The organism is Anaerolineales bacterium (genome assembly GCA_025808555.1).
GTDB lineage: Bacteria > Chloroflexota > Anaerolineae > Anaerolineales > UBA11579 > JAMCZK01.
The window spans coordinates 704,364-729,143 of record CP075526.1 but is presented as its reverse complement, the minus strand read 5'-3'; the positions used below and the strand labels follow the sequence as shown (position 1 = coordinate 729,143).

Genomic DNA, 24,780 nt, shown 5'->3' with positions numbered 1-24,780 from the left:
GCAGCTTGTTCGTTCAACTCTACAGGGCGCTCTCGCTCCTTTTTGACGGCTTGTCTAATCGATGCTGATTAGCACCGCCCTCACAACCCGTCTAAACAGGTATTCGCCGCTGACTTCATCAAAACCTTGGCAAGTGATCAATGTCACCCAATCATGATCGGTTGTGGCCAGCGGGCTAAGGCTGCTGGGGCTGTAGCTGGTGTTGGTCCGTACCTCATAGGTGTATGTTTGGCCCCAGGCATTGATACTAATATGGTCGCCGTACCGTAAGCCATGCAATCCTGCAAACGGGCCAGGCTGATTGTCCGCGCCCCATACATGAGCAGTGATAACCGTGTTTCCCGCAAGGGTCGGGAAAGCAGTGCCGTGCAGGAAGCCGGCGCTCTCGCCCAGCCAGCTAACATCCCACCCATTGATGCCCTGTGGAACGCCGACGATGTCAGTCGCCAGGCCAAGCTTGGGGATGCTGAGATGTAATCCAGTTGATGCATACGCCGCTTTCGGGTTCAGTTCAGCTGCCACATTAGGCGCAAACCCAGTATTCGGCAGACTAAAACTTCCTAATGTAAACAATGAGAGGGTGCGCGTGTGGGCACAGATCATGCCGCTGGAGCTGCTAAGCGTCGCCAGCGGATCCCAGGAACCGCCAGCATCCCCGCGATGGAAGATCTTTTTATCGTCCGTGCTTCCTTCGGGACGAATACAAATTGTTATCGGCGCAAGGAAGATATGCTGGTTTGCCCCGTCACAAGTGATATCTACATCCCAAACGCTATCGTTCAGAGTAAATCCAAAATCGCCGGAATTGCCAAGGTCTTGAATGCTCAAGCTACAAGAGCCTAGACCAGTCACGGCTTCAGCCGGCAGGCTAACTGAAATATCACCCAGCTCCAGCGTAGTGGTACCTGAGGTAGCAATCTCTACTCTTGAAATCTGTTGGGTCGTGGTTTGGGGTTTACTAAACACCAGACCAAATTGAGCCGCGTAATCCGTATCCGCATCGCCACCGGCGTTTTCAAAGGAGCCGACGGCGTACAGTACGTTGTCCACGATCACCATATCGTTAACAATGTCACTCAAACCTGTGTTAGCCCCATTCAGGGAGGACCAGGCGCCATCGCTAAACTTGGCAATTCGATCAGCATTTGGGTCTCCGCCCGCGTTGTCGAAATCCCCGCCCACGTAAATAATCCCGCCGGAGATCAGCAGCACCTCCACATACCCCGGGAGACCGCTGCCCGAACCGCCCAGGGATGACCATGCGCCGCTCTCAAACTTGGCAATGTAATCGGCATCCGCATCCCCGCCGGCATTTACAAAATCGCCGGCGGCATAGATCACCGCGCCGGAAATGACAAGATCAAGAACAGGGCCGGATAGGCCGGTGCCGGCACCTCCCAGCGAGGACCAGGCGCCGCTTTCAAATTTGGCAATGAAATTGGCATCAGGGTCTAGCCCCGCATTCAGGAAGGCGCCGCCGGCGTAAATAATCCCTCCGTGAACTTCGATTACTTCTACCCTGTTGTTCAGGTCGCTGTTTGCCCCACCCAGCGAAGACCAACTGCCGCCGCTGAATTGCGCGATCCGATCGGCGTCTGGATCGCCGCCGGCGTTCGTGAAATTGCCTCCAGCATAGATAATGCCGCCATCGATTGTGATGCTTAATACACCCGAATTCAAACCCGTACCGGCGCCGCCTAAAGAGGACCATGCACCGCTTTCAAACTTGGCGATGTTATCCGCATCCGGATCACCCCCGGCATCCGTGAAGGTGCCGCCGGCATAGATCACACCCCCATCGATCACAACCACCCGGACACCCTGGTTCAACCCTGTGTTAGCCCCACCCAGCGTGGTCCAGGCGCCGCCTTCTAACTTGACGATGTTATCCGCATCCGGGTCACCTGCTGCATCGGTAAAAAAGCCGCCCACATACACCGTGCCGCCATCCAGCGCGATCGTGTTGCCGCTGCCGTTCAAGCCTGTACCCACATCGTTTAGGGCGCTCCATGCGCCGTCAATTGCCGCGGCGGGTTGAAACACCAGGCCTCGCTGGCTATCCAGACCCACGTCCCAGCCCGTCAGATCCAGCGCGCCGCTGAAGTCGGCTGGCAGCATCAGGCTGCCGTCCTCTGCAAGATAGCTAGCCGGCGAAACGCCGGCAGCTTTCGCCTGTCGTGTGGGGAACGGCGCCAAAACGACTACTAGCGTCAAAGCAACAATTAGTCTCCAGCTGGAATTCAGAGAACTTTTCATCGTTTTACGTTCCTCTTGATTGTCGTTTGTGCCAGCAGACCGGCGGTTGCACTGCAATGCAGTTGTGGAGTTTTGGCACAGGCCCCATCAAGCCATGTTAAGTATAAACTCAATTGGCACCCAGGTGGGTAGTCACATGGGCAGTCCTGCGGTAGAGCGTACAATAACCTGCAGGCCGGCAGCACACTGCAAGCAATCCTCCGTTGAACCGGTTATTGAACCGCAATCCTCACGCTCGCTAAGTTCATGAACCTGACGTTGGTAAAATCCCCCCATGCCTAACGAAACACGCGGCACAGCTGCGTACGAAGTCGTCATCGGTCTCGAGACCCACATCCAGCTCAACACCCAGAGCAAGATCTTCTGCTCCTGCAGAGCCGACTCCTGGGACGATGCGCCCAACACCAACATCTGCCCCGTGTGCAGCGGCCTGCCCGGGGTGCTGCCGGTGCTCAACGAGAATGCCGTGCAGAAAGCCGCCACGCTGGCGGCGGCCATGGGCGCCGAGCTGCAGCCCGTCTCCCACTTTGACCGCAAAAACTACTTCTACCCAGACCTGCCCAAGGGTTACCAGATCTCGCAATACGACATGCCGCTGGCCAACGGCGGCCACATGGATCTGCCCACGCCCAACGGGACACGTCGAATAGGCATCCACAAGCTCCACCTGGAGGAGGATGCCGGCAAGACCGTGAACCGCGCCGATGGCGCCCGCCTCATTGACTTCAATCGCTGCGGCGTGCCGCTGGTCGAGATGGTCACCGGGCCGGACCTGCGCTCGGCCGACGAGGCCGCCCAATACCTCATCCGCCTGCGCCAGCTGTTGCGCTGGCTGGGCATCTCCGAAGCCGACATGGAGAAGGGTCACCTGCGCGCCGATGCCAACGTCTCCATTCGCCCCGTAGGCAGCACCGAGCTCAACACCAAGACCGAGATCAAGAACGTCAACTCGATCGACTCGCTGCGCAGCGCCATCCTGGCCGAGATCGAACGCCAAACCCGCGAGGTCGAGGCCGGCGGCACCATCCAGCCCTGGACCCTGGCCTGGGACGAGAACACCGGCACGCTCAGCAAAATGCGCTCCAAGGAGACCGAGGCCGATTACCGCTACTTCCGCGAGCCAGACCTGTTGCCGCTGGTGCTCAGCGACGAGCGCCGCGCCGAGATCATCAACGGCCTGCCCGAGCTGCCGCTCGCCCGCCGCCAGCGCTTCATCGAGCAGGTCGGCCTGCCCGAGTATGACGCTGACATTCTCAGCAGTGAACGCGCCCTGGCCGACTATTTCGAGGCGGCCGCGGCCGCTTACGGGGGCGACATCAAGCGCGTCTCCAACTGGCTGATGAACGATGTCATGGCCATGCTCAACGAGAGCGGCCAAACCGCTGACCAACTCAAGCTCACGCCGGAGTACTTCGCCGAAGTGCTCAAACTGATGGACTCCGGCGCCGTAAACACGCCCACCGGCAAGAGCCTGCTCGCCAAGGTGCAGGCCAGCGGTCAGCCGCCTGCCGACATCGTCCAGGCCGAGGGCCTCGCCCAGGTCTCCGATGAGACCGAGCTGCGCAAGATCGCCGAAGACATCATCGCCGCCAACCCTGATAACGTCGCCAGCTTCCGCGCCGGCAAAGAAGCGCTGATGGGCTGGTTTGTGGGCCAGCTGATGCAGCGCACCAAAGGCAAGGCCGACCCCAAAGCCGCTGCCCGCATCCTCAACGAACTGTTGCGTGGATAACCTCACCGCGCTACCCGAATTCAGCATCCAGCCCGCCGGGCCGCAGCACGCTGCTCCCATCCGCCAGCTTATCGAGCAAGCCGACCTTTTCCAGCATGGGCTTGACTGGCAAAACTTCCATGTCGCCCTCACGCCCGTCGGCGAATTTATTGGCTGCGGCCAGATCAAACAACACAAAGACGGCACTTGGGAGCTGGCCTCCATCGCGGTAGTACCAGCCTGGCAGGGCCGCGGCGTCGGCCGTGCCATCATCGAAAGCCTGCTCGCTCAGCACACGAGCGAGCTGTACCTTATGAGCATCTCCGCCCTCAAGCCCCTCTACGAGAAATTTGGCTTTATTGAAGTGGCGGGAGAGCATTTACCGAAGTATTTTCGCCGCCTGACGCAGATGCCCGCCATGATCGCTGAATTTGAACGGGTAGATGAGCGCATTATGGTGATGAAGCGTGAAGCCAGATGAAATCTAGAGTGTGTGTTCAAAGCCATCTGGAGTTAGCGCAGCGAACCCGACCACAACAGAGCATGTTCGAAGACTTCTTGGAGTTCGCGCAGCGAACTCCCGCGCAGCGAAGCTGCGCACGGGGCGGGGCATGAGTAGACCCCTAGTGCTGTACGATGGCTACTGCGCGTTGTGCAATCGCAGCGTCAGCTTCCTGCAAGCCCGCCAACGTGACGGTGCGCTTGAGTACGCCTCGCTGCAGTCCGAGCGCGGCCAGCGCGTCCTGGCCGCCGCCGGCCTGCCGCTGGATGATTACGACAGCGTCGTCGTGCAAGACGGCGGGCGCATCTATCTGCGTTCTGCCGCCGGCCTCCGCTTGCTGCGCTACCTGCGCTTCCCCTGGCCGCTGCTCGGTGTCCTGCGCCTCGTTCCTGCCTTCCTGCGTGACCCCATCTACAACGTCATCGCCCACAACCGCCACACATGGTTCGGTAGGGCAGGGAAAAAATAACTTGTCATTGTGAGGAAGTGAGGCGGCGCAGCCGCTGAGCGACGAGCAATCTAAAGATTGCACACTGCCCCAGTTTTTATAACTATAGATTCTTTCCTGCACTCACTCCGCCAGGCTCTGCTCCAACTCATCAATCGCAGCCTGGCGGGCCGCCTCGCCTTTGTGCGCCCACTGCACCCTTGGGCGCAACGGTGGCGGAGCGTCATCCGTATGCCCCATCAAGTAAAACAGGGCCGCCGCGCAGTGATAGCGGATCAGGTCATCCGCTTCCCGTCGCAAAACATCCAATAACACCGGCGCCGCCTGGGCCAGCGAAACTTTCTCGCGCAGGCGATACCAAATCGTGTAGTACCCATCATAGTGCCCCGCAGTAATCTGAGCCAAAAGCTCTTCTGCCGTTTGTGCCTCAAAATGGTCTGATGTCTGGCGGGCATGCCATTCCCATGCCTCTTGCCAGTTGGAGAATTGGGGTGGCTCAGTCATCGCTCTCTGCGGTCCTTCTATTGTCAGCATGATCTCGCACAGGGATTTTACAGCTTGTTCAAGCCGTAATCGTAAAATGTGCATCCTGAGCGAAGCGAGGGATCCTCGCTACGCGTATTCGCCAGCAAGAGCCAGTTCCAGAACCGTGTCGCCCTGAGCGCAGCGAAGGGCATTTGCGGCGCGTATTCGCTCTGGCAAGCTGGCTGAAACAACGAATCCTGAAGCGTCGAGGCGTACGCTGCTTGCAGCAAGCTACTGCGTCCACTCCTCTCCCTTGACACTACACCCCAATCCACCCACCAGCCCACATACCCTGCTATAACCTCGCCATGCTTGAGCGCTCCGCTCCGCTAGCACAAAAAAACAAGAAACAGCCACTCAGCAAACGAACGAGGTTAAAACTATTAAAACAATTAATACATTAAGTACATTTCCCGTAGCTACGGGCTAAATCCTGCTGGAAAACACGGCAAATGTTTTAACTTGACCATTCATATGGGGGCCAAAAACGACATGATTATTAATAGTTATCTGCAACCATGGCCCGATGCCAGCATATAATTCCGCCCATTCCATGCGCCTCCCCAAACTCTTCTCGCCCGCAGGCCTGTTCCTCCTCGCCCTCATCCTGCGCCTCATCCCCGTCATCGCCGCCATCAACCTGCCCATCGGGCTCGATGACATGTTCCAGTACGACATGCTTGGCCGCAGCCTCGCCGCCGGCCAGGGCTACCGCTGGTACGCCCAGCCCGACCTGGACCTGATGCGCAGCTACATCGACATAGACTTCATTGCGCCCGACTATGACCCGCGTGGCATCGAGACCTCCTTCCGTGCCCCGGCCTATCCCTTCCTGCTCGCCGGCGTCTACACCCTCAGCGGGCTGGAGTGGCGCCTGTTCGCCGCCCGCCTGGCCAACGCCGCCCTCGGCGCGCTGCTGGCGCCGCTCACCTTTGCCCTCGCCCGCCGCCTGTTTCCCGATGACGAGCGCGTCGCCCGCTTCGCCGGGCTGGCGCTGGCCGCCTATCCGATGCTGCTCATCTATCCGCTGGCCCTCGCCACAGAGAACCTGTTCTTCCCGCTGGTGCTCGGCGGCCTGCTGGCCCTGCTGCGCGCTGCCGAGAAGCAGCGCGCCCGTGACTGGCTGTTGGCCGGCCTTATCCTCGGCATTGCCACGCTGACCCGTTCGGTCATCTTCGCCTTCGCCGGCCTGGCCGGTCTCTGGATCCTGTTCGGCCTGCGCAACGTGCGCGGCGCATTTTTGTACGGCGCGGCCGTGCTGGCGCTCGTGCTGCCCTGGACGATACGCAATACCCTGCTCGAAGGTCAGTTCACCTTCGTCGAGAATTCGATGGGCTATAACCTGCACATGGGCTACCACCCGCAGGGCACCGGAACCTTCCAGTACGGCATCTCGCTGGAGCTCTTGCCCTATCTCGACGACGGCGAACGCAACACGCGCGGTACGCAAATGGCGCTCGACTATATAAAAGAAGACCCCGGCCGCGTACCAAGTCTCATGGCCAGCAAGCTCGGCTACTTTTTTGGCCTCGAGCGCCGCGCCATCAGTTATTTCTATACCAACAACTTCTTCGGCAGCATTCCAACCGTGCCGTTGGTTGGCGTTTTCCTGCTCTTCACGCTGCCGTTCCCTATCATCGCCACCCTTGCCGCGCTTGGCTTTTCATTCGCTCGCAGCACGCGTGCACACACGCTGGTGCTTCTTCTGCTGGCAGGGTACATCGTGCCTCACATGCTCCTCATGGCGGAGGACCGTTTCCATCTTGCCATCCTGCCGGTGCTGGCCGTCTATGCAGGCCATGCTTGGTCACAACGTCGTGAGCTGTTGGCGCAAGCCAGCCGCAGTGCCCCTCGCGTCGTAGCTGCCGGGCTGCTCGTCGCGTTGCTGTGGTTGAATTGGGGTCTGGAGCTGCACCGCGACGCTGCCAAACTGGCCCAACTCTTCGGGCCGGATGGCAACCATGCTGGCTTCTCCTACTAGCATGAAAAAACTCTTCGATTTCAATGTCAAGTTTGACCGCGAGGTGGTCGCCCTCACCATCGTCAGCACGCTGCTGCTCATGATCGACTATTACGAGCGCCTCACCCCCATCAAGGTCATCGACCGTGTGGCGCTGTACCTCATCATCCCGCTCGGCATCATTATCTTTGCCTTCCGCCGCCCGGTGGGCGAGTACGGCTTCCAACTTGGCGATTGGCGCGCCGGCCTGGCCCTCACCGGCCTGGTGGTCGCAATTGGCGCGCCCATCCTCTGGTTCGTCGGCCGCAACGACCCCAACATGGTCGCCTACTACGCCCACCAAAGCGGCCCGGCCGCCGCCATCTACACTTTTCTCGATCTTATCGGCTGGGAGTTCTTCTTCCGCGGCTTTCTGCTCTTCGGCTACGCCCGCTTTTTCGGCGCCAACGCCCTCTGGCTCGCCTCGGTACCCTTCGCCCTGGCCCATATCAGCAAACCCGCCGTCGAAACCTACTCCACCCTGTTCGGCGGGGTCCTTTTTGGCCTGGTGGCCTGGCGCACCCGCTCCTTCCTTTATCCCTTTCTCATCCACTGGTTCGTGTCCACCTTCACCATCTATGCCGCGGCCACCATGCGTTAGCGGCTGCACATATGTTCGGCCTTGGCCCTGGCCGGGGAAACCCGCCCAACCCATAAGCCCTGGCCCCAGGCCGCGCCGTTGACAGTTGGGGGCTTCTGCTCGTATAATGCACCGCCTACTGGGCATCGTGTTTACACGATTTCGGCCCCGGCGAAATGCTGGGGCTTATTCTTGAAAGTTGGAGATAGGTTGATGCGGTACGCAATTATTGAGAGCGGCGGCAAGCAGTACAAAGCCGTGGAAGGTGAAACCATTGAGGTGGATCTGGTTGCCCAGGAAGCTGGCAAACAGATCGAAATTGAGCAGGTACTGCTGATCTCCGATGGCGACAATATCCTGGTGGGTACGCCCACAGTGGCCGGCGCCAAAGTGGCCGCCACGGTAGTGGACGACGCCCAGGGTCCCAAGATCACGGTCTTCAAGTACAAGCCCAAGATCCGCTACCGCGTCAAGACTGGCCACCGCCAGAAGCTGACCCGCCTGATGATCGACAGCATTGACATTGCTGGCGAAACGCGCAGCAAGCCTGCCAAGCAGGAAGCCGCCGCGCCGAAGGCTGCGGCCAAGCGCAAGCCCGCTGCCAAGAAGGTTGCCGCCAAGAAAACGGTAGCCAAGAAGACTGCGGCCAAGAAGACCGCAAAGAAGAAATAAGTTTGGAGTAGATGACAGATGGCACATAAAAAGGGCGGCGGTTCCAGCCGCAACGGACGAGACAGCCACTCCCAGCGCCTGGGCGTCAAGAAGTTTGGCGGCGAGCAGGTGAAAGCTGGCAACATTCTGGTGCGCCAACGCGGCACCAAGATCCACCCCGGCCAGAACGTAGGCCTGGGCAAGGATCACACCATCTTCGCCACCATTGACGGCCAGGTCGTCTTCGAGACGGTGGCCAATGGCCGCAAGCGCGTAAGCGTACAGCCGGCTGAGGCCAAGTAAATATCAATTGAAGCGCCGCAGCATGGCGTTGAAAGGAAACAATGAAGGCTGAGATCCATCCCAAGTACTACACCGAAGCCAAAGTGATTTGCGCTTGCGGCAACAGCTGGACCACCGGCTCCACCAAGGCCGAGATCCGCGTAGACATTTGCTCCAACTGCCACCCCTTCTACACCGGTGAGCAGCGCATCGTTGACACCGAAGGCCAGGTGGACCGCTTCTACAAGCGCTTGGAAGTGCGCACCGAGTACAAGAAGACCCGCGACGCCGCCACCGCGGCCAAGACCTCGCCCACCCGCCCGCTGGCTGAGTTCGAACTCACCAAGAAGACGCTGGAGGCCTACAAGGCCGCCGGCATCGAGACCGCCGGCCAATTCGTCGAGAAGCTGCAAGGCGGCGACCAAGCTCTGCTGGCGCTGGATGGCGTTGGCCGCAAGGGTCTGGCCGACACCAAGAAGGCTCTCAAGCGCGCCGGTTTCGCCCTGCCCGAAGGCAGCGACACCGAGCCCGAGGCTGAAGCCGAAGCGGCTGAATAACTCCGTAGCAATTCAAAAGCGCTCCCGCACGGGAGCGCTTTTTTGTTTAAAGATTCCGGTCTGCCCAACTTTGCGTGGCATCCCGCGCGGAGTTGTTCTACAATAAGCGCCAAAGCCACGGTTTGTGGCGCACTCCCTTCACAACTGTTGAGGTGCAAATGGAAACCCAAACCGGCTCACTGGAAGTCATCACCGGCTCGATGTTCTGCGGCAAATCTGACGAACTGATCCGCCGCCTGCGCCGCGCCAAGATCGCCAATCAGCACATCCAGGTATTCAAGCCTGCTCTGGATGACCGTTACGCCGAAAGCAAGGTCGTCTCCCACGCCGGCAATGAATTCGATGCCGTTGCCATCGAAAAGGCCGCCGACATCCGTGCCCAGCTGCAGCCCGCCACCACCGTGGTGGGGATAGACGAGGCCCAATTTCTGGATGAGGAAATCGTGGCCATCGCCAAATACCTGGCCGAGAGTGGCCTCCGCGTCATCGTCGCCGGGCTCGATACCGATTTCCGCGGCGAGCCCTTCGGCAGCATGCCGGTGCTCACCGCTCAGGCCGAGCGGGTGGACAAGCTGCACGCCATTTGCATGGTGTGCGGGCGGGATGCCAGCCGTACCCAGCGCTTGGTGAACGGCCGCCCCGCCAACTACAATGACCCCATTGTTATCGTCGGCGCCTCTGAAATGTACGAAGCGCGCTGCCGTGCCCACCACGAGGTGCCCAACTAACCATGCCGCAGCTCCCGCCGCCCTATGCCGACCTGCTGTCTGAGGTGCTGATCACCGAAGAGCAGCTGCAAACCCGCATCAAAGAACTAGGCGCTCAGATCAGCCAGGATTATGCCGGCCGCGATCTGGTGCTCATCTGCATTCTGCGAGGCGGGGTCATGTTCCTCACTGACCTGGTGCGCCACATCGGCGCCCCGCACATGATGGATTTTATGGCCGTCTCCTCCTATGGCGCCGGGGCGCGGGAGAGCAGCGGCCAGGTGCGCATCACCATGGACCTGAGCATGGACATTGCCGGGCGTAATGTGGTGCTGGTTGAGGACATTGTGGACAGCGGCAACACGATCGCCTCGGTGCTGGCTCTGCTGCAATCCCGCAACCCTGCTAGCCTCAAAGTCTGCAGCCTGCTCGACAAGCCGGAATTGCGCCAGACGGAAGTGCAGATTGATTACACCGGCTTCGTCATCCCTACCAAGTTCGTTTTTGGCTATGGGCTTGATCTGGATGAGTACTACCGCAATCTGCCCTTTATCGGCGTGGTCGATACCAGTAAGTACAAAGCTGCTGAATAGACTAGTAGCGCTCCAGAGGGAACGCGTACGCTAGACTTAGCTCATGACCGGTTTTCCTCAACTGCCGCCACTGGTGCAACAAGTGCGCGCCGCCGTGCCACCTGATCAGCCGCTGTACCTGGTGGGCGGCGCGGTGCGCGACCTGCTGCTCAACCGCGCCGTGCACGATCTCGATTTTGTCGTGCCGGGCCGCGCCATCCCCTTGGCGCGCAAGGTGGCCGATGCGCTCGGCGGCAGCTTCTACGCGCTGGACGCCGAGCGCGATGCTGGCCGCGTGCTGCTGCCGGACCATGGCGCCGCGCTCGACTTTGTCGCCCAGCAGGGCGCCAGCCTGGAGGAAGACCTGGCCGGGCGTGATTTCACCATTAACGCTATGGCGCTCAGTCTGCACGACTCAGCCCTGCATGACCCGCTGGGCGGCGCAGCCGACCTGCGCGCCAAGCGCTTGCGTATGGGCGGATCGTTGGCCTTTGCCAACGATCCGGTGCGCATCCTGCGCGCCGTGCGCATGGCGGCTGCCTTCGGCTTGCAAATGGAGCCGGACACACGCGCCGCCCTGCGCGCTGCTGTGCCGCAGCTGGCCCAGGTCTCGCCGGAGCGCCGGCGGGATGAGATCTTCCGCCTGCTGTTGGCGCCCAAGCCCGCCGCCTCACTGCGTGCGCTGGATGTGTTCGGCGCGTTGTCGGTACTGTTTCCCGAGCTTGAGCCGCTCAAAGGTCTGGAGCAATCGCCGCCGCACATCTACGATGTGTGGAATCACAGTCTGCACGTCGTAGACAAGCTGGGCCTGGTCTTCAGCGCGCTGGATGAAAACTATCCGGCGGATGGGGTGGGGGAGCTGGTCAGCGGGCTGACCGTGCTGCGCCTTGGCCGTTACCGCGGCCAGATCAGCCAGCACCTGGCGGCTGAGCTGGTGCCTGGCCGCCCGCGGCGTGGCCTGCTGCTGCTGGCCGCCCTGCTGCATGATGCCGGCAAGGCGCTGGCCCGCACGGTGGATCCCAACGGACGCATCCGCTTCTTTGAGCATGAAGCACGCGGCGCCGAGCTGATCGAGGAGCGCGCCCAGGCCATGCACCTGAGCAGCGACGAGACCCAACTGCTGCGTACGATTGTGGCGCACCACATGCGCCCCTTCCTGCTGACCCACACAGGCAAGCCGCCCAGTCGCCGCGCCATCTATCGTTACTTTCGTGACGCCGGCGCGGCCGGCGTGGACATCTGCCTGCTCTCGCTGGCCGACCAGCTTGGCAAGCGCGGCCCTGCCGTGGACGAGAAGGAGCTCACCGCCACGCTGGATACTTTGCGCGCCCTGCTGGAGGGCTACTATGAGCTGGCCGATGAGATCGTCTCACCGCCGGTGCTGCTCAATGGCAATGACCTGATGAACGAGCTGGGCCTCAAGCCGGGCCGCAAGGTGGGCGAGATCCTGGAGGCGCTGCGCGAGGCCCAGGCCATGGGCAATGTGCCTGACCGGGCCGCGGCCCTGGCCTTTGCCCGCCAGCGTGTGCGCGCCGGCCGGAACTGACCTATGTTGGAGATTGCTTCGTCGGCTGCACTTTGTGCAGCCCTCCTCGCAAAGACGACCCATCGCCGTCCTTGCGAGCCCGCTGCAGGCGGGCGAAGCAATCCCCAAGATGATGTCCTTCACAGATAGAATTCACCTGCATGCAAATCAGCAACCATCCCACCATCAGCACCAGCGCTGACTTGCGCCCCACGCATGTGCAGGTGGACCTGCATCGCCTGCAAAGTAACCTGCAGGCCATCCAGACGCATGTGGGCGGCGCCAGGGTCATGCCAATCCTCAAAGCCAATGCCTACGGGCACGGCCTGGTGCGGGTGGGCCAATATATGCAAGAGCTGGGGGTCGGCTCGATCGGCGTGGCGTACCTCGAAGAAGGCATCCTGCTGCGCGAGGCGGGCATCACCACGCCGATCCTGGTGCTGGGGGGCATTCTGGGCAGCCAGGCGCCGCTGTTCCTGCAGCACAATCTGACCCTGACGGTATCTTCGACCCAGAAACTGGAGCAGGTCGAGGCCGCCGCGGCGGCTGCCGGCGTGACCGCCCGTGTGCACCTCAAGATCGACACGGGCATGGAGCGTATTGGCGTGCACTACTACAACGCCGAAAGTTTGCTCGAAGCCACCTTGCAGTGTAAGCATGTTGAGGTTGAGGGCATCTTCTCGCACTTTGCCAATGCCGACGCGGCAGACCTGAGTTCGGCTCGTTTGCAAGTGGAGCGCTTTCAGGAAGTGCTGCGCTTCTATGAGAAGCGCAGCCTGCCAATGCCGCTGCGCCACATGGCCAACTCCGGCGCGGTGCTGCAGTTGCCCGAAAGCTGGATGGACATGGTGCGGCCGGGCATCTTGCTGTATGGTGTATATCCTTCCGCCCAGGTTCAGCAGACTGTGGCTGTGCGGCCGGCGCTCACCTGGTCTTCGCGCATTGTGTATTTCAAAGTTGTGCAGCCCGGCCACCCGGTGAGCTACGGCTCGACTTGGCAGAGCGACCACCCGGTGCGGGTGGTCACCGTGCCGGTGGGCTATGGCGATGGCTATTTCCGCGCGATGTCTGGCAAGGCGCAGGTGCTGATCAAGGGCCAACGCTATCCGGTGGTGGGCACCATTTGCATGGACCAGTTCATGGTCAATATAGAAGAAGACTCCGCCTTCAACGAGGATGAGATCATTGTGGTAGGCCAGAGCGGCAACGAGCGCATCACGGTCGAAGACCTGGCCGGCTGGGCCGGCACCATCCCCTATGAGATCCTCACCAACATCAATACACGCGTGCCACGCGTATATTTGCAAGACCAGAAGTGACTCGCCCCGTGACGGGTAGAATAGCGCTTCATCCCAGCTTGAGGGCTCATGACATCCAACACACCGCAACCCCGCATTAACCTGCGCAGCTATTTCTCTCTGGTGCTGATCTCCGGCACCCTCATTGTGCTTGACCAGCTCACCAAGAACTGGGTGCGCGCCAACCTGGCCTATGGCCAGACCTGGATGCCATGGGAGGAGCTGGCGCCGTATGCGCGCATTGTGCATTGGCAAAACACCGGCGCGGCCTTTGGCATGTTCCAGAACGCCGGCGGCATCTTCGCCGTGCTGGCGATCCTGGTGGCGGGCATGATCGTGTACTACTTCCCGCGCCTGGAGCCGGGCGATTGGGCTGTGCGCCTGGCGATGAGCCTGCAGCTGGGTGGGGCGCTGGGCAACCTGATCGACCGGCTGCAGCATGGCCATGTGACCGATTTCATTTCGATTGGCCGCTTCCCGGTGTGGAACATTGCCGATGCCAGCATCACCTGTGGCGTGGCGGTGCTGTTGCTGGACCTTCTCTTCAACCGTGAGCGCAGGGAGCAGGCCCACGGCGCGCCTGCCAAGGGCGATGACAAACCCGCCAACTGAGGACACCTGCCCGCCGGGTATCACCCATACCTTCCAAAACCAGGGCGGCGTGCAGCGCCTGGATAAATTTCTGGTTGAGCAACTGGATGGCTTCTCACGCGCCCGCCTGCAGGCCTTGATCAAGGATGGGCTGGTGCTGGTGAATGGGAAGCCAGCCAGCAAAAGCGGCCAGCAGCTTGAGGGCGGCGAGCAGGTTGATGTGCGCGTGCCGCCGGCCGCGCGCAGCCAGCTGGTGCCAGAAAATATTCCGCTGGATGTCGTCTTTGAGAACAATGATGTGCTGATCGTCAACAAGCCAGCAGGCATGGTGGTGCACCCGGCTGCCGGGCATGACCGCAGCACGCTCATTAATGCTGCACTGGCCCACGCGCCCGAGATCGAAGGCGTGGGCGGCGAGCTGCGCCCTGGCCTCGTCCACCGCCTGGACAAGGACACCTCGGGCCTGATCGTGCTGGCCAAGAACGACGCGGCCCAGCACGCACTGCAGGCCCAGTTCCAGCAGCGCCAGGCTCAAAAGACCTACATCGCCCTGGTAGATGGGCGGCCGACCACGCCCACCGGCCGCATCGAGGCGGCCATCGGGCGTGACCCGCGTGAGCGCAAGCGCATGGCGGTGGTGCGCTCCAGTAGCAGCCGTGGCCGCGAGGCGGTGAGCGAGTACCGCACGGTCGAGGAATTTGACGAGCACACGCTGCTGGAAGTGGATATACACACAGGCCGCACGCACCAGATCCGCGTGCATCTGGCTTTTATTGGCTGCCCTGTGGCGGGGGATACGGTGTATGGCCGCCGCAAGCCCAGCTTGCCGCTCAAGCGCCAGTTTTTGCATGCGGCTCGCCTGGGGCTGGTGCTGCCGGGTGAGAGCGAGATGCGCACCTTTAGCGCACCACTGCCGGCTGATCTGCAGCATGCGCTGAAAAACTTGCAGGCCAGAGGGTAGCGCTGGCAGGGCGCACCGCAGTGCGCTTGTTCGCAGATAACTATTAATCATCATCACAGTCAAAGTACTGACCCCGCTTTGATAGTTCTCAAGTTAAAACATTTGCCCCTGCTTTTTCATCCTGTGTAGCCTGCGCTTACGGGAAATGTACCTAATGTATTAATTGTTTTAATAGTTTTAACCTCGTTTCATTGAGTTGGTTAATTCTTTGTCTTTTCGGCTTGTCGCTCAGCGATAGGTGGCTTTACGTCCTCGCAATGACAGGGTATAGCAGGGAACCTTGGTTGGCGGGCGAATTGGGGTGTGGTGTCAAGGGTTCCGGGTGGCAGGTGCCCTAGTGAGCGCACGCAGTACGCCCCAACGCGGGGCCGTGCGTTCCGAGCGTAGCGAGGAATCCTCGCTGACGAGACTTTTGGCCCCCGCGTTGCACGGAAGATATGCCAGTAAGGATTCTTCCCTGATCTGGGTTCGGCGGTCAGGTGTATGTGCATGAACCCGGTCAGAATGACAAGAGAGTGGGGCTACGCGCGCATCGTGCATTCCGAGCGTAGCGAGGCCATTGCACCATCAACATGACTTTGGATTGTCCTAAAGGATTCCTCCGCAGGAATGCACTGCGGCTCCTCGCCGCTACGCGGCTTGTTCGGAATGACGACAGTGCCTTTAGTGCGGCAGCGTGTGGGCACGAATCTGCAAAAGCGCATATCGCTAAATCATTGTTGATAGTTTGGATTAACGGATTAACGGATTAACGGATTAATCGATTAATCCCGCTTAGAATGAGCACATGACTCCGATTGACCTGCGTTCTGATACCGTTACCAAGCCGACCGAGGAAATGCGTGAGGCGATGGCCCGCGCCGAAGTGGGCGATGATGTGTATGGCGAAGACCCCACTGTAAACCGATTACAGGAGCTGGCGGCCGAGATGACTGGCAAGGCGGCGGCCCTGTTCGTGCCCTCGGGCCATATGGGTAACCTGGCCGCGTTTTTAGCTCACTGCCAGCGCGGCGACGAGTTGATCCTCGGCAATCTTTCGCACCCGTTCAACTCGGAGACCGGCAGCCTGGCCGCGGTGGGCGGCATTCAGCCGCACACGCTGCCCAACCAGCCGGACGGCACGTTGCGCCTGGAGGACATTCGAGGGGCTATCCGTGAGGACGATGTGCACCACGCGGTGACGCGACTTATTTCGCTTGAGAACACTCACAATCGTTGCAATGGCGTACCGCTCAGTGTGGAATACACCCGCGCCGTGGCCGGGCTGGCCCATGCCAACGGGCTCAAGCTGCACATTGATGGCGCGCGCCTGTTCAACGCTGCCGTGGCGCTAGGGGTGCCGGCGGCTGCCCTGGTGGCGGATGCTGACTCGGTTACCTTCTGCCTGAGCAAAGGGTTGTGCGCCCCGGTCGGCTCGGTGCTGTGTGGCGATGAGGATTTCATCTATCGTGCCCGCCGTGCTCGCAAGCAGCTCGGCGGCGGCATGCGCCAGGCCGGCATTCTGGCCGCGGCGGGCATACTTTCGCTGACCAAGATGGTGGACCGCCTGGCGGAGGACCATGCCTGCGCCGCCCGCCTGGCCGAAGGCCTGATGGAGTTCCGCGACTTTGTGGTGCCGGAAGCACACACCAACATTGTGCGCTTCCGCCTGGCCGAAGGTTCGCAAGTAAACCCGCAGGCGCTGATTGCCAATCTGGCCCGAGACGGCGTGCTGTTGGATGAGGGCAGCTACGGCAGCTTCCGCGCGGTTACCCATCACGGGGTGGATCAGGCCGATGTTGAGACCACTTTGGCGGCCTTCGCGCGCAATCTGTAGTCTGTTTGGCTAAGGGCAGCGTGCTGCGCCTTATGCTCGCTGCAACGGTCCCTCGCTCCGTTCGGGACACACTATGGCTCTTCTGCCTGCTGATCTGGAATTCAATATCGGCCATGTAGGGGCGGGTCTTAGACCCGCCCCTACGCGATTCGGTGCAGAGTTCCTGCCTGTTGGCTGGAACTCAATATCGGCTATGCAGGGGCGTAGCACGCTGCGCCTCTACGCACATCTGTTTATCCGTGTTCATCTGTGGATGAAGCCCTCTAACCTCACGCTCAGCAATCCCTTAGCTGTTCAGGGCTGGCGGATACGGGCCAACTGTTATAATTTTGCTTATTGTCCTTTAGCGTTTTATCAACCTTCCAATGGAGCAGAACATAGATGGGTGATTTCCTCACCATTGCCGATATTCAAGCTGCAGCTGCTGCGATCCAGAAAAAGACCGACCAAAAGCCCCGTATAGGCATGATCCTGGGCTCTGGTTTGGGTTCCTTAGCCGAATCGATCGAAAACCCTGAATACGTTCCCTACAGTGAAATACCGGGCTGGCCGGTCTCTGGCGTTAAAGGTCACGTGGGCCGCCTGGTGCTGGGTACCCTGGAAGGCCAGAACGTGATCGTCATGCAGGGACGCACCCACTATTACGAAGGCTATGACATGCCCCGCCTGGGCCTACCCGTACGGGTGATGCAAGCCCTGGGCATTGAGATCATTGTGATCACCAACGCGGCCGGAGCGGTGAACCCTGACTTTGAGCCCGGCGACCTGATGCTTATCACTGACCATCTCAACCTGATCGGCATGGCCGGCCAGAACCCGCTGCGCGGCCCCAATCTGGAAGAGCTTGGCCCGCGCTTCCCTGACATGAGCCAGGTCTACGACCGCCAGCTGCAGGCCCTGACGCGTGAGGTGGCCGCCGCCGAGCACCTGAAGCTGCGCGAGGGCGTGTACTGCTGCCTGGCCGGCCCCAGCTTTGAAACCCCGGCTGACCTGCGCTTCCTGCGGGCGATGGGGGTGGATGCGGTGGGCATGTCCACCGTGCCGGAGGCCACGATCGCCCGCCACAGCGGCACGCGTGTGCTGGGCATCTCTGGCGTCAGTAACAAAGCCAACCTGGACGGCAACACCGAGACCACGCACGAAGAAGTGCTGGAGGCCGGCAAGGTGCTGGCGCCAAAACTCACTCAATTGGTTCGTGGAGTGCTGCGTAAGCTCTAAGCTGTTGCTCCGATGGCTGAAGTATTACGATTTTTCGTTCAATATGAAGCGGTCCTGTACTTTTTACTGGGCCTGGGTGGCATTCTCTACTTTTACCGCTTCCTGCTGGCCTGGCAGGAAGTGCGTGAGGCCCACTATGGCCTGGAGCGCCAGGCCAGCCGCGAGCGGCTGAACCAGGCGGCGCTGATGCTGTTTGGCATGCTGGTGATCGCGGTAGGCGTTTTTGTAATGGTCACTTTTGTCGCCACCTCGCTGCCCGCCCAGGATCTGCTGGCCACGCCCACGCTGTCACTTTCCATGGATACCCAAACTGGTGCCACCACTGTCACCCCCGCCGGCGATGAAGTGCTGGCCACCGCCACGCCGCTGCCCACGGTGGCGGTCAACCCGGAGGCTTGCGTGGCGGCGCAAATAGAGATCACCGACCCGCAGCCGGGAGACACCATTAGTGGCTCTGTCTCCATCACCGGCACAGTGGACGTGACCAATTTTGGCTTCTATAAGTTCGAAGTTGCCCGCGCCGAGGAAGAGCTGTGGCTCACGATCCAAGCCGGCCGCACCATTATCCGGGATGATGTGCTGGTGGAGAACTGGGACACTTCACGCCTGCCCATAGGCGATTATGTGCTCCAGTTGGTGATCACTGATAGCAATGGCAGCGAGCTGCCGCCCTGCCGCGTGCCCGTGCGTATTGAGGCGCCAAGCTCATGAGCGAAAAATTACAAGTTACCCTGCGCCCGGTCGCCGACGAAGACTATCCGGCCCTGATGGCGCTGGACCATGGCTATTCCACCGAATACGTCTGGCAGATGGAAGTCGACTCGGCCACCCCGCGCATGGGCGCCCGCTTCCGTGAAATGCGCCTGCCGCGCCTGATGCAGGTGGCCTACCCGCGCCCCAAGCAGGCCCAGGCCGCCCTGCTGGCGCAGCGCAGCCTGGTGCTGCTGGCCGAGGCCGAAGGCCAGCCGGTGGGCTATGCCGCCCTGACCACCCAGCTGGTGCCTTCCACCGCCTGGCTCACCGATGTGGTGGTGGCCGCCAGCCAACGCCGCCGTGGGGTGGGCAGCCGCCTGGCGCTGGGCGCCCAGGCCTGGGCGCGTGAGCACGGCTGCCAGCGCCTGGTGCTGGAGATGCAGGCCAAGAATCAGCCCGCCATCAAACTGGCCCAGAAGCTGGCCTTTGAGTTTGCTGGTTTTAGTGACCGCTATTATGAGAATCAGGATATTGCGCTGTTCTTTGCCAAACGCCTGGCATAAATCTTTTTAGAGTTGAAAGCCGCATGGACGATTGGGTTCTGAGAAGTTTGCAAACCATCAACCGAATATTTGAAGCCGGCATCGCCATCACGGCGTTGTCGCTGTTTCTGCGCGCCCTGACATTTAATTTGCGTGACCGTATTTCGCGGGCCTTTGCCGTCATCCTGGCCTGTGTCATGGTCAGCTTTCTGGGCGAGGCGGTGGCCGGCGTGCTGAGCCAATCGACCAGCCTGGAGGTGTGGCTGCGCCTGCAGTGGATGGGCACGCTGTTCCTGCCCGCCGCCTACCTGCACTTTTCGGATGCCCTGCTGGAGACGACTGGCCGCCCCTCGCGCGGCCGCCGCCGCTGGGCGGTGCGCTTCTCGTACTTTGTATCGGCGGCCTTCTCGCTGCTGCTACCCACCACGCTGTTCCTCGGCCCGCTGGTGGCGGATGCCCAACCCGTGCCGCACCTTACGCTCACGCCGCTGTCGCTGGGCTTCAGCGTCTATTACGTCGTCACTATGCTGATGGCCCTTTCGGTCATTTACCGGGCCTGGAAGCGCACCGTGCTCACCGCCAGCCGCCGGCGCATGACCTATCTGCTGGTCGGCTCGATCGCCGTGGCGGTGGGCAGCTATCCCTTCCTGCTGCTGGCGGGCGAGCTGGCTGCAGCGGTGCCGATCATCTTCTTCCTTACCGCGTCGATCGCCAACGTGTTCGTGTTCTACGCCATGGTCGCCATGGCGTATGCCACCGCCTTTTTTGGCGTGCCCTGGCCGGACCGCGTGGTCAAGAGCCGCCTGTTCCGCTGGCTGCTGCGCGGCCCGGTCACCGTGTTCATCGTGCTGGCGCTCATCCCCTGGACGGATGATATTGGCCGCATTCTGCAAATTCAGGATGGGGTCGTGCTGCCCATCCTGGTGGGCCTTTCCACCCTGCTGGTTTCGCACATGCTCACCCTGGCCGCGCCGGTGTTGGAAAAGTGGCTCATCTTCGGCGCCAGCGAAGACGATATGCAGTTCCTACAGGAGCTGCCTGAGCGCTTCCTGACCGATGCAGATATGCGCCAATTTCTTGAAGCCGTGCTGGCCGCGGTGTGCGACCGCTTCCAGAGCAAATCAGCCTTCGTCGTTGGTTTGCAGGACGGCCAGATGCAAACCGTGGTCGAGGTCGGCTCGCGTAACTTGCGCGATAGCGACAAATCCAAAGACCTGCTCAAAGTAGCCGGCAAGCAGAATGGCTCGCAGGTCTTCACCTGGAGCGGGTACCGCCTGCTGCCGCTGCACAGCCGCGAGGGCGGGCCGCTCATCGGCATGCTGGGCGTGCAGCGCGGCCGCAAGGGCGAGCTGAGCGAAGAGCAATTGCGCGCCCTGGAGAGCCTGGGGGCGCGTGCGGCCCAGGCGCTGGAAGACCGCCGCCAGCAGGGCGATGTGCTGCGCTCGCTGCAAAGCCTTACCCCGCGGGTTGAGGTCATTCAGCGTTTACGCGCTGCCTCGCGCTACGACCAGGGTGAAGTGCTCAGTGATGTTGAGGCACTGCCCAAGTACAAAGACCTGGTCAAGTGGGTGCGGGATGCGCTTACGCATTACTGGGGCGGCCCCAAGCTGACCCAGAGCCCGCTGCGCGGCCTGCAGGTGGTGCAAAGCGCGCTGGAGCAGCACGAGGGCAACCCGTCGTTGGCGGTGCGCTCGATTCTGAAGACCGCCATTGAGCGCAACAAACCCGAAGGTGAACCCCGCCTCAACGGTGAGTGGATGCTCTACAACCTGCTCGAAATGAAGTTCATGCAGGGCCGCAAGGTGCGCGAGGTAGCCATGCGCCTGACCATGTCTGAAGCTGATCTGTATCGCAAGCAGCGCGTCGCCATCGAGAGTGTGGCGCGCAGCTTGCTTGAAATGGAAAAAGACACTCTTGCCGTAAAGAATGGAAAGGAAACACACTGATGAACGAGTACAACCGTGCCAGAAACTCTTCGGCCCCGCGCAGTGAAGGGTGGGGCGGCTCGCTGGCTGATGACCATCTTGGTTCGGCTGCGCCCAACCGCCGCCCGGGCGCCAAGCGCCCCGGCCAGCGGCCAGCCGGCCCGCGGGGGGGGAACCGCCACGGCGGCCGCACGCCGGCGCCTAAGGCCGATGAGAGCATGGGCTGGGTGGATTGGCGCCGCGTGCTGGAGCTGCAGGAGAACGAAACCGTCTGCTATGCCGAAGTGGTGAGCTGGAATAAGGGCGGCCTGCTGGTGCGCGCCCAGGAATTCCAAGGCTTTGTGCCCCGCTCGCACCTGGCCGCCACGGCCAGTGGCCAGCGTGTCACCGAAAAGCTGCTCGAAAGCTACATGGGCAAAGAGATGGAGCTCAAGGTGATCGAATGTGACCCGGAGCGCGGCCGGATTGTGCTCTCCGAGCGGGCTGCTGAAAGCGCCCCCGGCTCGCGCCAGGGCTTGCTGCAAACCCTGCAGCCCGGCCAACAGGTGGAAGGCAAGGTCACCAACGTCACCAACTTTGGCCTGTTCATTGACCTGGGCGGGGTGGAAGGGCTGGTACACATCTCCGAGCTCTCGTGGGGCCGTGTGGGCCACCCGCGCGAGATCGCTTCGCCCGGCCAGGTGCTCTCGGTAGTGGTGCTTGAGATCAACAGCGATCTGGAGCGGGTTTCGCTCAGCGTCAAGCGCGGCCAGCACAACCCCTGGGCCACCGTGATGGAACGCTTCCCCGAAGGCGCAGAAACCAGCGCCGAGATCACTGAAGTTGTACACTTTGGTGCCTTCGCCAAACTGGAAGAGGGACTGGAAGGCTTGATACACATTACCCAGATGGGCCTGCACCACCGCCTGGACCCACGCCTGGTGCTGGAAGCCGGCATGCAAGTGCAGGTCAAGGTGCTCCAGGTCGAATCCGACCGCCAGCGCCTCAGCCTGCAGCTGTTGGGCGAGCCGTGGAAGGACCAGGCCGAAGGCCCGGCCTGGCTCGAAACTCCCGGGGAGCATGCTTAGAAACCGTTATAGGCGGAGATAGTCATGCCTGAGAGAAACTCGGAGAAGCGTCGCTCGGCAAAGCCGAGCAGCTTCTCCAGTTCTGCGAAGCAGAACAATATGGCCACTGAACGCCAGCCACAACGCTCCCTGTGGGAGCGGGTGGGCTGGCTGCAAGGTGGCCCGGCCGACTATGTCTCCGATGTGGTCGGGGTGTTGCTTATCGCGCTGGCTGTCATTACCATCCTCGGCCTGCTCGGCCTGACGGGCGGCGCCTGGCTCACCCCCTGGGTGGGCGTGTGGCGCCGCTGGCTGGGCTGGGGCTCGGTGCTGGTGGTGATCGGGTTGGGCCTGGCAGGCTGGCAGCTATTGCAGCGTCGCCGCCTGGGCGCAAGCCTGACTCCGGCGCGCCTGATCGCTTTTGAAATTGCCGTCTTCGCCGCGCTGGGCTTGCTGAGCCTGGTCACCGGGCTCTCGCTGGAGCAGGCAGAAGCTGGCCGCGCCGGCGGCCTCATCGGCTGGGGGCTGGCTGAAGGTCTGCACTTATTACTGGACAGCGTGCTGCCCAGCTGGTTGGCGATGGGCATTACCGGCTTAGTGTTCGCGGCAGTGGCTGGCCTGGCTGGCCTGTGGGCCTTTAGCCAGGTGGCCTGGTTGCGCGGTCAGTTGGGTGGACATGGCGCTGAGCCCAAGCTGCCGAGCTTTGAATTTGACGACGAGCCCGTTTTCACCGCCTCGCCCATGGGCGTTGACAACGAGCCGGACGATGAACCTGCGCCGGCGCGCCCGCGCCGCCAACGCGTGCCTGCCGAATTCCGCAAAGATTTCAAACTCAGCGAAGAGCAGAAGAAACCCGCCAAGGCGGCCGTGCCGCGCTCGGCCGACCTGCCGCCGCTCAAGCTGCTGGTGGAGGAGCGCACCACACGCCCCGATGAGCGCCACATCAACGAGATGGCCGGCCTGCTTGAGAAAGCGCTGGCCGAGCTGGGTGTGCCTGCCAAAGTGATCGACTTCCAAGTCGGCCCGACGGTGACGCAGTTCGCCGTGGAGCCGGGCTACATCCAACGCCCCGGCGACCCGCAGGGCGAGGGCGGCCAGCGCGTGCGCGTGGCCCAGATCTCGGCCCTGCAGCGTGACCTGGCGCTGGCGCTCTCCGCCCAGCGCCTGCGCATCCAGGCGCCGGTGCCGGGCCGCTCTTATGTAGGCATCGAGGTGCCGAATCTGCGCACGATGACGGTGCGCATGCGCCCCATCCTCGAGAGCATGGCGTTCCACAAGCTCAACTCGCAACTGGGCATTGCGCTGGGGCGCGATGTGTCCGGTGAGCCACTGGCAGCCGACCTGGCGCGCATGCCGCATCTGTTGGTGGCCGGTACCACCGGCTCCGGCAAGTCTGTACTCATCTCGGCCATCGCAGTGTGCTTGATGATGAACAACAGCCCGGCCGACCTGCGTCTGGTGATGCTCGACCCCAAAATGGTGGAGCTGGTGCGTTTCAACGGGTTGCCGCACCTGATCGGCAAAGTCGAGACCGAGCTTGAGCGCATCACTGCCAGCTTGCGCTGGGTGGTGGCCGAGATGCAGCGCCGCTACAAACTGCTGGAGCAGGAGCGTGTGCGCGATATTGACGGGTACAACCGCAAGGTCGAGAAGAACGAAGACGGCGAGCGCCTGCCGCGCATCGTCGTGCTGATCGATGAGCTGGCCGACCTGATGATGAACACCGCCGAGCACACCGAAAGCACCCTGGTGCGCCTGGCGCAGATGGCTCGTGCCGTGGGTATCCATCTGGTGGTGGCCACCCAACGACCCAGTACGGATGTGGTCACCGGCCTGATCAAGGCCAACTTCCCGGCGCGCATCTCGTTCGCGGTCGCCTCGGCGATCGACTCGCGCGTCATCCTCGATACCACTGGCGCCGAATCTCTGCTGGGCCGCGGCGATATGCTGTACCTCTCGCCTGAGGCGGCCGGCCCCATGCGCTCCCAGGGCGTCATGATCACCGATGCCGAGATCGAAGCGGTGATCGCTTATTGGCAGAAGGCCTGGCCGCCGGATGAGGATGTCTCGGCCCCGTGGGATGGCTTGCTTCAGCGCGAAGCGCTGAGCGAAGACCGCGATGAGCTGATCGACCGGGCTATTGATGTGATCCGCGTCACCGGCAAGTCGAGCGCCTCGCACTTACAGCGCGCCCTCAAGGTGGGCTACCCGCGGGCGGCCCGCCTGGTAGATGAGCTCGAAGAGATGGGCGTGCTCGGCCCTGCGCAAAGCGGAGGCCGCGAGCGCGAAGTCCTGATGGACCTGGACCACTTTGGCAGCGAGGGCGAGGGTGATGACCTTGCTTGACACCGCGCGTGCGCTCCAGTAGCATACAA

Annotated in this window: 23 protein-coding genes; 21 read left to right on the top strand and 2 right to left on the bottom strand. The window is 61.6% G+C overall.

The annotated features are described in order from the left end of the window. Nucleotides 1-54: 54 nt before the first annotated feature. Nucleotides 55-2,256 carry a sortase gene (locus tag KIT08_03870; protein UYN90383.1) on the bottom strand — a complete coding sequence of 734 codons (2,202 nt, stop codon included), beginning with the start codon at nucleotides 2,254-2,256 and terminating at the stop codon, nucleotides 55-57. 274 nt (nucleotides 2,257-2,530) lie between these two features. Here KIT08_03870 and gatB point away from each other — a divergent pair, with 274 nt between their 5' ends. The 3 genes from gatB (at nucleotide 2,531) to KIT08_03855 (ending at nucleotide 4,938) form a co-directional block, all read left to right on the top strand. Then, nucleotides 2,531-3,988: an Asp-tRNA(Asn)/Glu-tRNA(Gln) amidotransferase subunit GatB gene (gatB, locus tag KIT08_03865; GenBank protein UYN90382.1), complete on the top strand. Its 1,458-nt coding sequence runs from the start codon at nucleotides 2,531-2,533 to the stop codon at nucleotides 3,986-3,988. Then, nucleotides 3,981-4,448 carry a GNAT family N-acetyltransferase gene (locus KIT08_03860; GenBank protein UYN90381.1) on the top strand — a complete coding sequence of 156 codons (468 nt, stop codon included), beginning with the start codon at nucleotides 3,981-3,983 and terminating at the stop codon, nucleotides 4,446-4,448. The genes gatB and KIT08_03860 overlap by 8 nt, the downstream gene beginning before the upstream one ends. Nucleotides 4,449-4,578: 130 nt before the next feature. Further along, on the top strand, nucleotides 4,579-4,938 hold the full coding sequence (locus KIT08_03855) for a DUF393 domain-containing protein (GenBank protein UYN90380.1): 360 nt from the start codon (nucleotides 4,579-4,581) through the stop codon (nucleotides 4,936-4,938). Nucleotides 4,939-5,040: 102 nt separating this feature from the next. On the opposite strand, the gene KIT08_03850 is transcribed toward KIT08_03855, so the two are convergent. Next, nucleotides 5,041-5,421 carry a hypothetical protein gene (locus KIT08_03850; protein ID UYN90379.1) on the bottom strand — a complete coding sequence of 127 codons (381 nt, stop codon included), beginning with the start codon at nucleotides 5,419-5,421 and terminating at the stop codon, nucleotides 5,041-5,043. Nucleotides 5,422-5,995: 574 nt separating this feature from the next. On the opposite strand from KIT08_03850, the gene KIT08_03845 reads away from it, so the two are divergent. The 18 genes from KIT08_03845 (at nucleotide 5,996) to KIT08_03760 (ending at nucleotide 24,751) form a co-directional block, all read left to right on the top strand. Next, nucleotides 5,996-7,423: a glycosyltransferase family 39 protein gene (locus KIT08_03845; protein ID UYN90378.1), complete on the top strand. Its 1,428-nt coding sequence runs from the start codon at nucleotides 5,996-5,998 to the stop codon at nucleotides 7,421-7,423. 1 nt (nucleotide 7,424) lies between these two features. Continuing rightward, the gene (locus tag KIT08_03840; protein UYN90377.1) at nucleotides 7,425-8,042 is read left to right on the top strand and encodes a CPBP family intramembrane metalloprotease; all 618 of its coding nucleotides are present in this window, start codon (nucleotides 7,425-7,427) and stop codon (nucleotides 8,040-8,042) included. A 192-nt stretch (nucleotides 8,043-8,234) separates the two neighbouring features. Beyond that, a complete protein-coding gene (rplU, locus tag KIT08_03835; protein UYN90376.1) occupies nucleotides 8,235-8,693 on the top strand; it encodes a 50S ribosomal protein L21 in 459 nt (152 codons plus the stop codon). 18 nt (nucleotides 8,694-8,711) lie between these two features. Beyond that, nucleotides 8,712-8,975 (top strand): 50S ribosomal protein L27, encoded by a 264-nt coding sequence (gene rpmA / locus KIT08_03830; GenBank protein ID UYN90375.1) that lies wholly within the window; start codon nucleotides 8,712-8,714, stop codon nucleotides 8,973-8,975. A gap of 41 nt (nucleotides 8,976-9,016) precedes the next feature. Beyond that, entirely contained in the window at nucleotides 9,017-9,511 is a 495-nt protein-coding gene (gene rpmE / locus KIT08_03825; GenBank protein ID UYN90374.1) for a 50S ribosomal protein L31, read from the top strand. A 158-nt stretch (nucleotides 9,512-9,669) separates the two neighbouring features. Then, a complete protein-coding gene (locus tag KIT08_03820) occupies nucleotides 9,670-10,239 on the top strand; it encodes a thymidine kinase (protein UYN90373.1) in 570 nt (189 codons plus the stop codon). Between the two features lie 2 nt (nucleotides 10,240-10,241). Beyond that, entirely contained in the window at nucleotides 10,242-10,811 is a 570-nt protein-coding gene (gene hpt / locus KIT08_03815; GenBank protein UYN90372.1) for a hypoxanthine phosphoribosyltransferase, read from the top strand. Nucleotides 10,812-10,854: 43 nt separating this feature from the next. Then, nucleotides 10,855-12,336, top strand: a complete 1,482-nt coding sequence (locus KIT08_03810) for an HD domain-containing protein (GenBank protein ID UYN90371.1) — start codon at nucleotides 10,855-10,857, stop codon at nucleotides 12,334-12,336. 140 nt (nucleotides 12,337-12,476) lie between these two features. After that, nucleotides 12,477-13,634 (top strand): alanine racemase, encoded by a 1,158-nt coding sequence (gene alr / locus KIT08_03805; GenBank protein ID UYN90370.1) that lies wholly within the window; start codon nucleotides 12,477-12,479, stop codon nucleotides 13,632-13,634. 48 nt (nucleotides 13,635-13,682) lie between these two features. Next, the gene (gene lspA, locus KIT08_03800; GenBank protein UYN90369.1) at nucleotides 13,683-14,225 is read left to right on the top strand and encodes a signal peptidase II; all 543 of its coding nucleotides are present in this window, start codon (nucleotides 13,683-13,685) and stop codon (nucleotides 14,223-14,225) included. Continuing rightward, entirely contained in the window at nucleotides 14,206-15,165 is a 960-nt protein-coding gene (locus KIT08_03795) for an RluA family pseudouridine synthase (GenBank protein ID UYN90368.1), read from the top strand. Before lspA ends, KIT08_03795 begins: the two co-directional genes overlap by 20 nt. Before the next feature lie 787 nt (nucleotides 15,166-15,952). Next, a complete protein-coding gene (gene ltaE / locus KIT08_03790; GenBank protein ID UYN90367.1) occupies nucleotides 15,953-16,981 on the top strand; it encodes a low-specificity L-threonine aldolase in 1,029 nt (342 codons plus the stop codon). A 381-nt stretch (nucleotides 16,982-17,362) separates the two neighbouring features. Beyond that, nucleotides 17,363-18,199, top strand: coding sequence for a purine-nucleoside phosphorylase (locus KIT08_03785; protein UYN90366.1), 837 nt, complete (start codon nucleotides 17,363-17,365; stop codon nucleotides 18,197-18,199). Nucleotides 18,200-18,211: 12 nt separating this feature from the next. Continuing rightward, complete coding sequence (locus KIT08_03780) at nucleotides 18,212-18,910, top strand: hypothetical protein (protein ID UYN90365.1); 699 nt, start codon at nucleotides 18,212-18,214, stop codon at nucleotides 18,908-18,910. Further along, entirely contained in the window at nucleotides 18,907-19,455 is a 549-nt protein-coding gene (locus KIT08_03775; protein UYN90364.1) for a GNAT family N-acetyltransferase, read from the top strand. Before KIT08_03780 ends, KIT08_03775 begins: the two co-directional genes overlap by 4 nt. Before the next feature lie 23 nt (nucleotides 19,456-19,478). Next, a complete protein-coding gene (locus KIT08_03770; GenBank protein ID UYN90363.1) occupies nucleotides 19,479-21,380 on the top strand; it encodes a hypothetical protein in 1,902 nt (633 codons plus the stop codon). Then, a complete protein-coding gene (locus KIT08_03765) occupies nucleotides 21,380-22,426 on the top strand; it encodes a 30S ribosomal protein S1 (protein ID UYN90362.1) in 1,047 nt (348 codons plus the stop codon). Before KIT08_03770 ends, KIT08_03765 begins: the two co-directional genes overlap by 1 nt. Nucleotides 22,427-22,525: 99 nt before the next feature. Continuing rightward, entirely contained in the window at nucleotides 22,526-24,751 is a 2,226-nt protein-coding gene (locus tag KIT08_03760) for a hypothetical protein (GenBank protein UYN90361.1), read from the top strand. Nucleotides 24,752-24,780: the final 29 nt, after the last annotated feature.

Excerpts from the sequence above, each read along its gene's own strand:
- KIT08_03870 (UYN90383.1), bottom strand. The coding sequence starts at position 2,256 with ATGAAAAGTTCTCTGAATTCCAGCTGGAGACTAATTGTTGCTTTGACG.
- gatB (UYN90382.1), top strand. The coding sequence starts at position 2,531 with ATGCCTAACGAAACACGCGGCACAGCTGCGTACGAAGTCGTCATCGGT.
- KIT08_03855 (UYN90380.1), top strand. The coding sequence starts at position 4,579 with ATGAGTAGACCCCTAGTGCTGTACGATGGCTACTGCGCGTTGTGCAAT.
- KIT08_03850 (UYN90379.1), bottom strand. The coding sequence starts at position 5,421 with ATGACTGAGCCACCCCAATTCTCCAACTGGCAAGAGGCATGGGAATGG.
- KIT08_03845 (UYN90378.1), top strand. The coding sequence starts at position 5,996 with ATGCGCCTCCCCAAACTCTTCTCGCCCGCAGGCCTGTTCCTCCTCGCC.
- KIT08_03840 (UYN90377.1), top strand. The coding sequence starts at position 7,425 with ATGAAAAAACTCTTCGATTTCAATGTCAAGTTTGACCGCGAGGTGGTC.
- rplU (UYN90376.1), top strand. The coding sequence starts at position 8,235 with ATGCGGTACGCAATTATTGAGAGCGGCGGCAAGCAGTACAAAGCCGTG.
- rpmA (UYN90375.1), top strand. The coding sequence starts at position 8,712 with ATGGCACATAAAAAGGGCGGCGGTTCCAGCCGCAACGGACGAGACAGC.
- rpmE (UYN90374.1), top strand. The coding sequence starts at position 9,017 with ATGAAGGCTGAGATCCATCCCAAGTACTACACCGAAGCCAAAGTGATT.
- KIT08_03820 (UYN90373.1), top strand. The coding sequence starts at position 9,670 with ATGGAAACCCAAACCGGCTCACTGGAAGTCATCACCGGCTCGATGTTC.
- hpt (UYN90372.1), top strand. The coding sequence starts at position 10,242 with ATGCCGCAGCTCCCGCCGCCCTATGCCGACCTGCTGTCTGAGGTGCTG.
- KIT08_03810 (UYN90371.1), top strand. The coding sequence starts at position 10,855 with ATGACCGGTTTTCCTCAACTGCCGCCACTGGTGCAACAAGTGCGCGCC.
- alr (UYN90370.1), top strand. The coding sequence starts at position 12,477 with ATGCAAATCAGCAACCATCCCACCATCAGCACCAGCGCTGACTTGCGC.
- lspA (UYN90369.1), top strand. The coding sequence starts at position 13,683 with ATGACATCCAACACACCGCAACCCCGCATTAACCTGCGCAGCTATTTC.
- KIT08_03795 (UYN90368.1), top strand. The coding sequence starts at position 14,206 with ATGACAAACCCGCCAACTGAGGACACCTGCCCGCCGGGTATCACCCAT.
- ltaE (UYN90367.1), top strand. The coding sequence starts at position 15,953 with ATGACTCCGATTGACCTGCGTTCTGATACCGTTACCAAGCCGACCGAG.
- KIT08_03785 (UYN90366.1), top strand. The coding sequence starts at position 17,363 with ATGGGTGATTTCCTCACCATTGCCGATATTCAAGCTGCAGCTGCTGCG.
- KIT08_03780 (UYN90365.1), top strand. The coding sequence starts at position 18,212 with ATGGCTGAAGTATTACGATTTTTCGTTCAATATGAAGCGGTCCTGTAC.
- KIT08_03775 (UYN90364.1), top strand. The coding sequence starts at position 18,907 with ATGAGCGAAAAATTACAAGTTACCCTGCGCCCGGTCGCCGACGAAGAC.
- KIT08_03770 (UYN90363.1), top strand. The coding sequence starts at position 19,479 with ATGGACGATTGGGTTCTGAGAAGTTTGCAAACCATCAACCGAATATTT.
- KIT08_03765 (UYN90362.1), top strand. The coding sequence starts at position 21,380 with ATGAACGAGTACAACCGTGCCAGAAACTCTTCGGCCCCGCGCAGTGAA.
- KIT08_03760 (UYN90361.1), top strand. The coding sequence starts at position 22,526 with ATGGCCACTGAACGCCAGCCACAACGCTCCCTGTGGGAGCGGGTGGGC.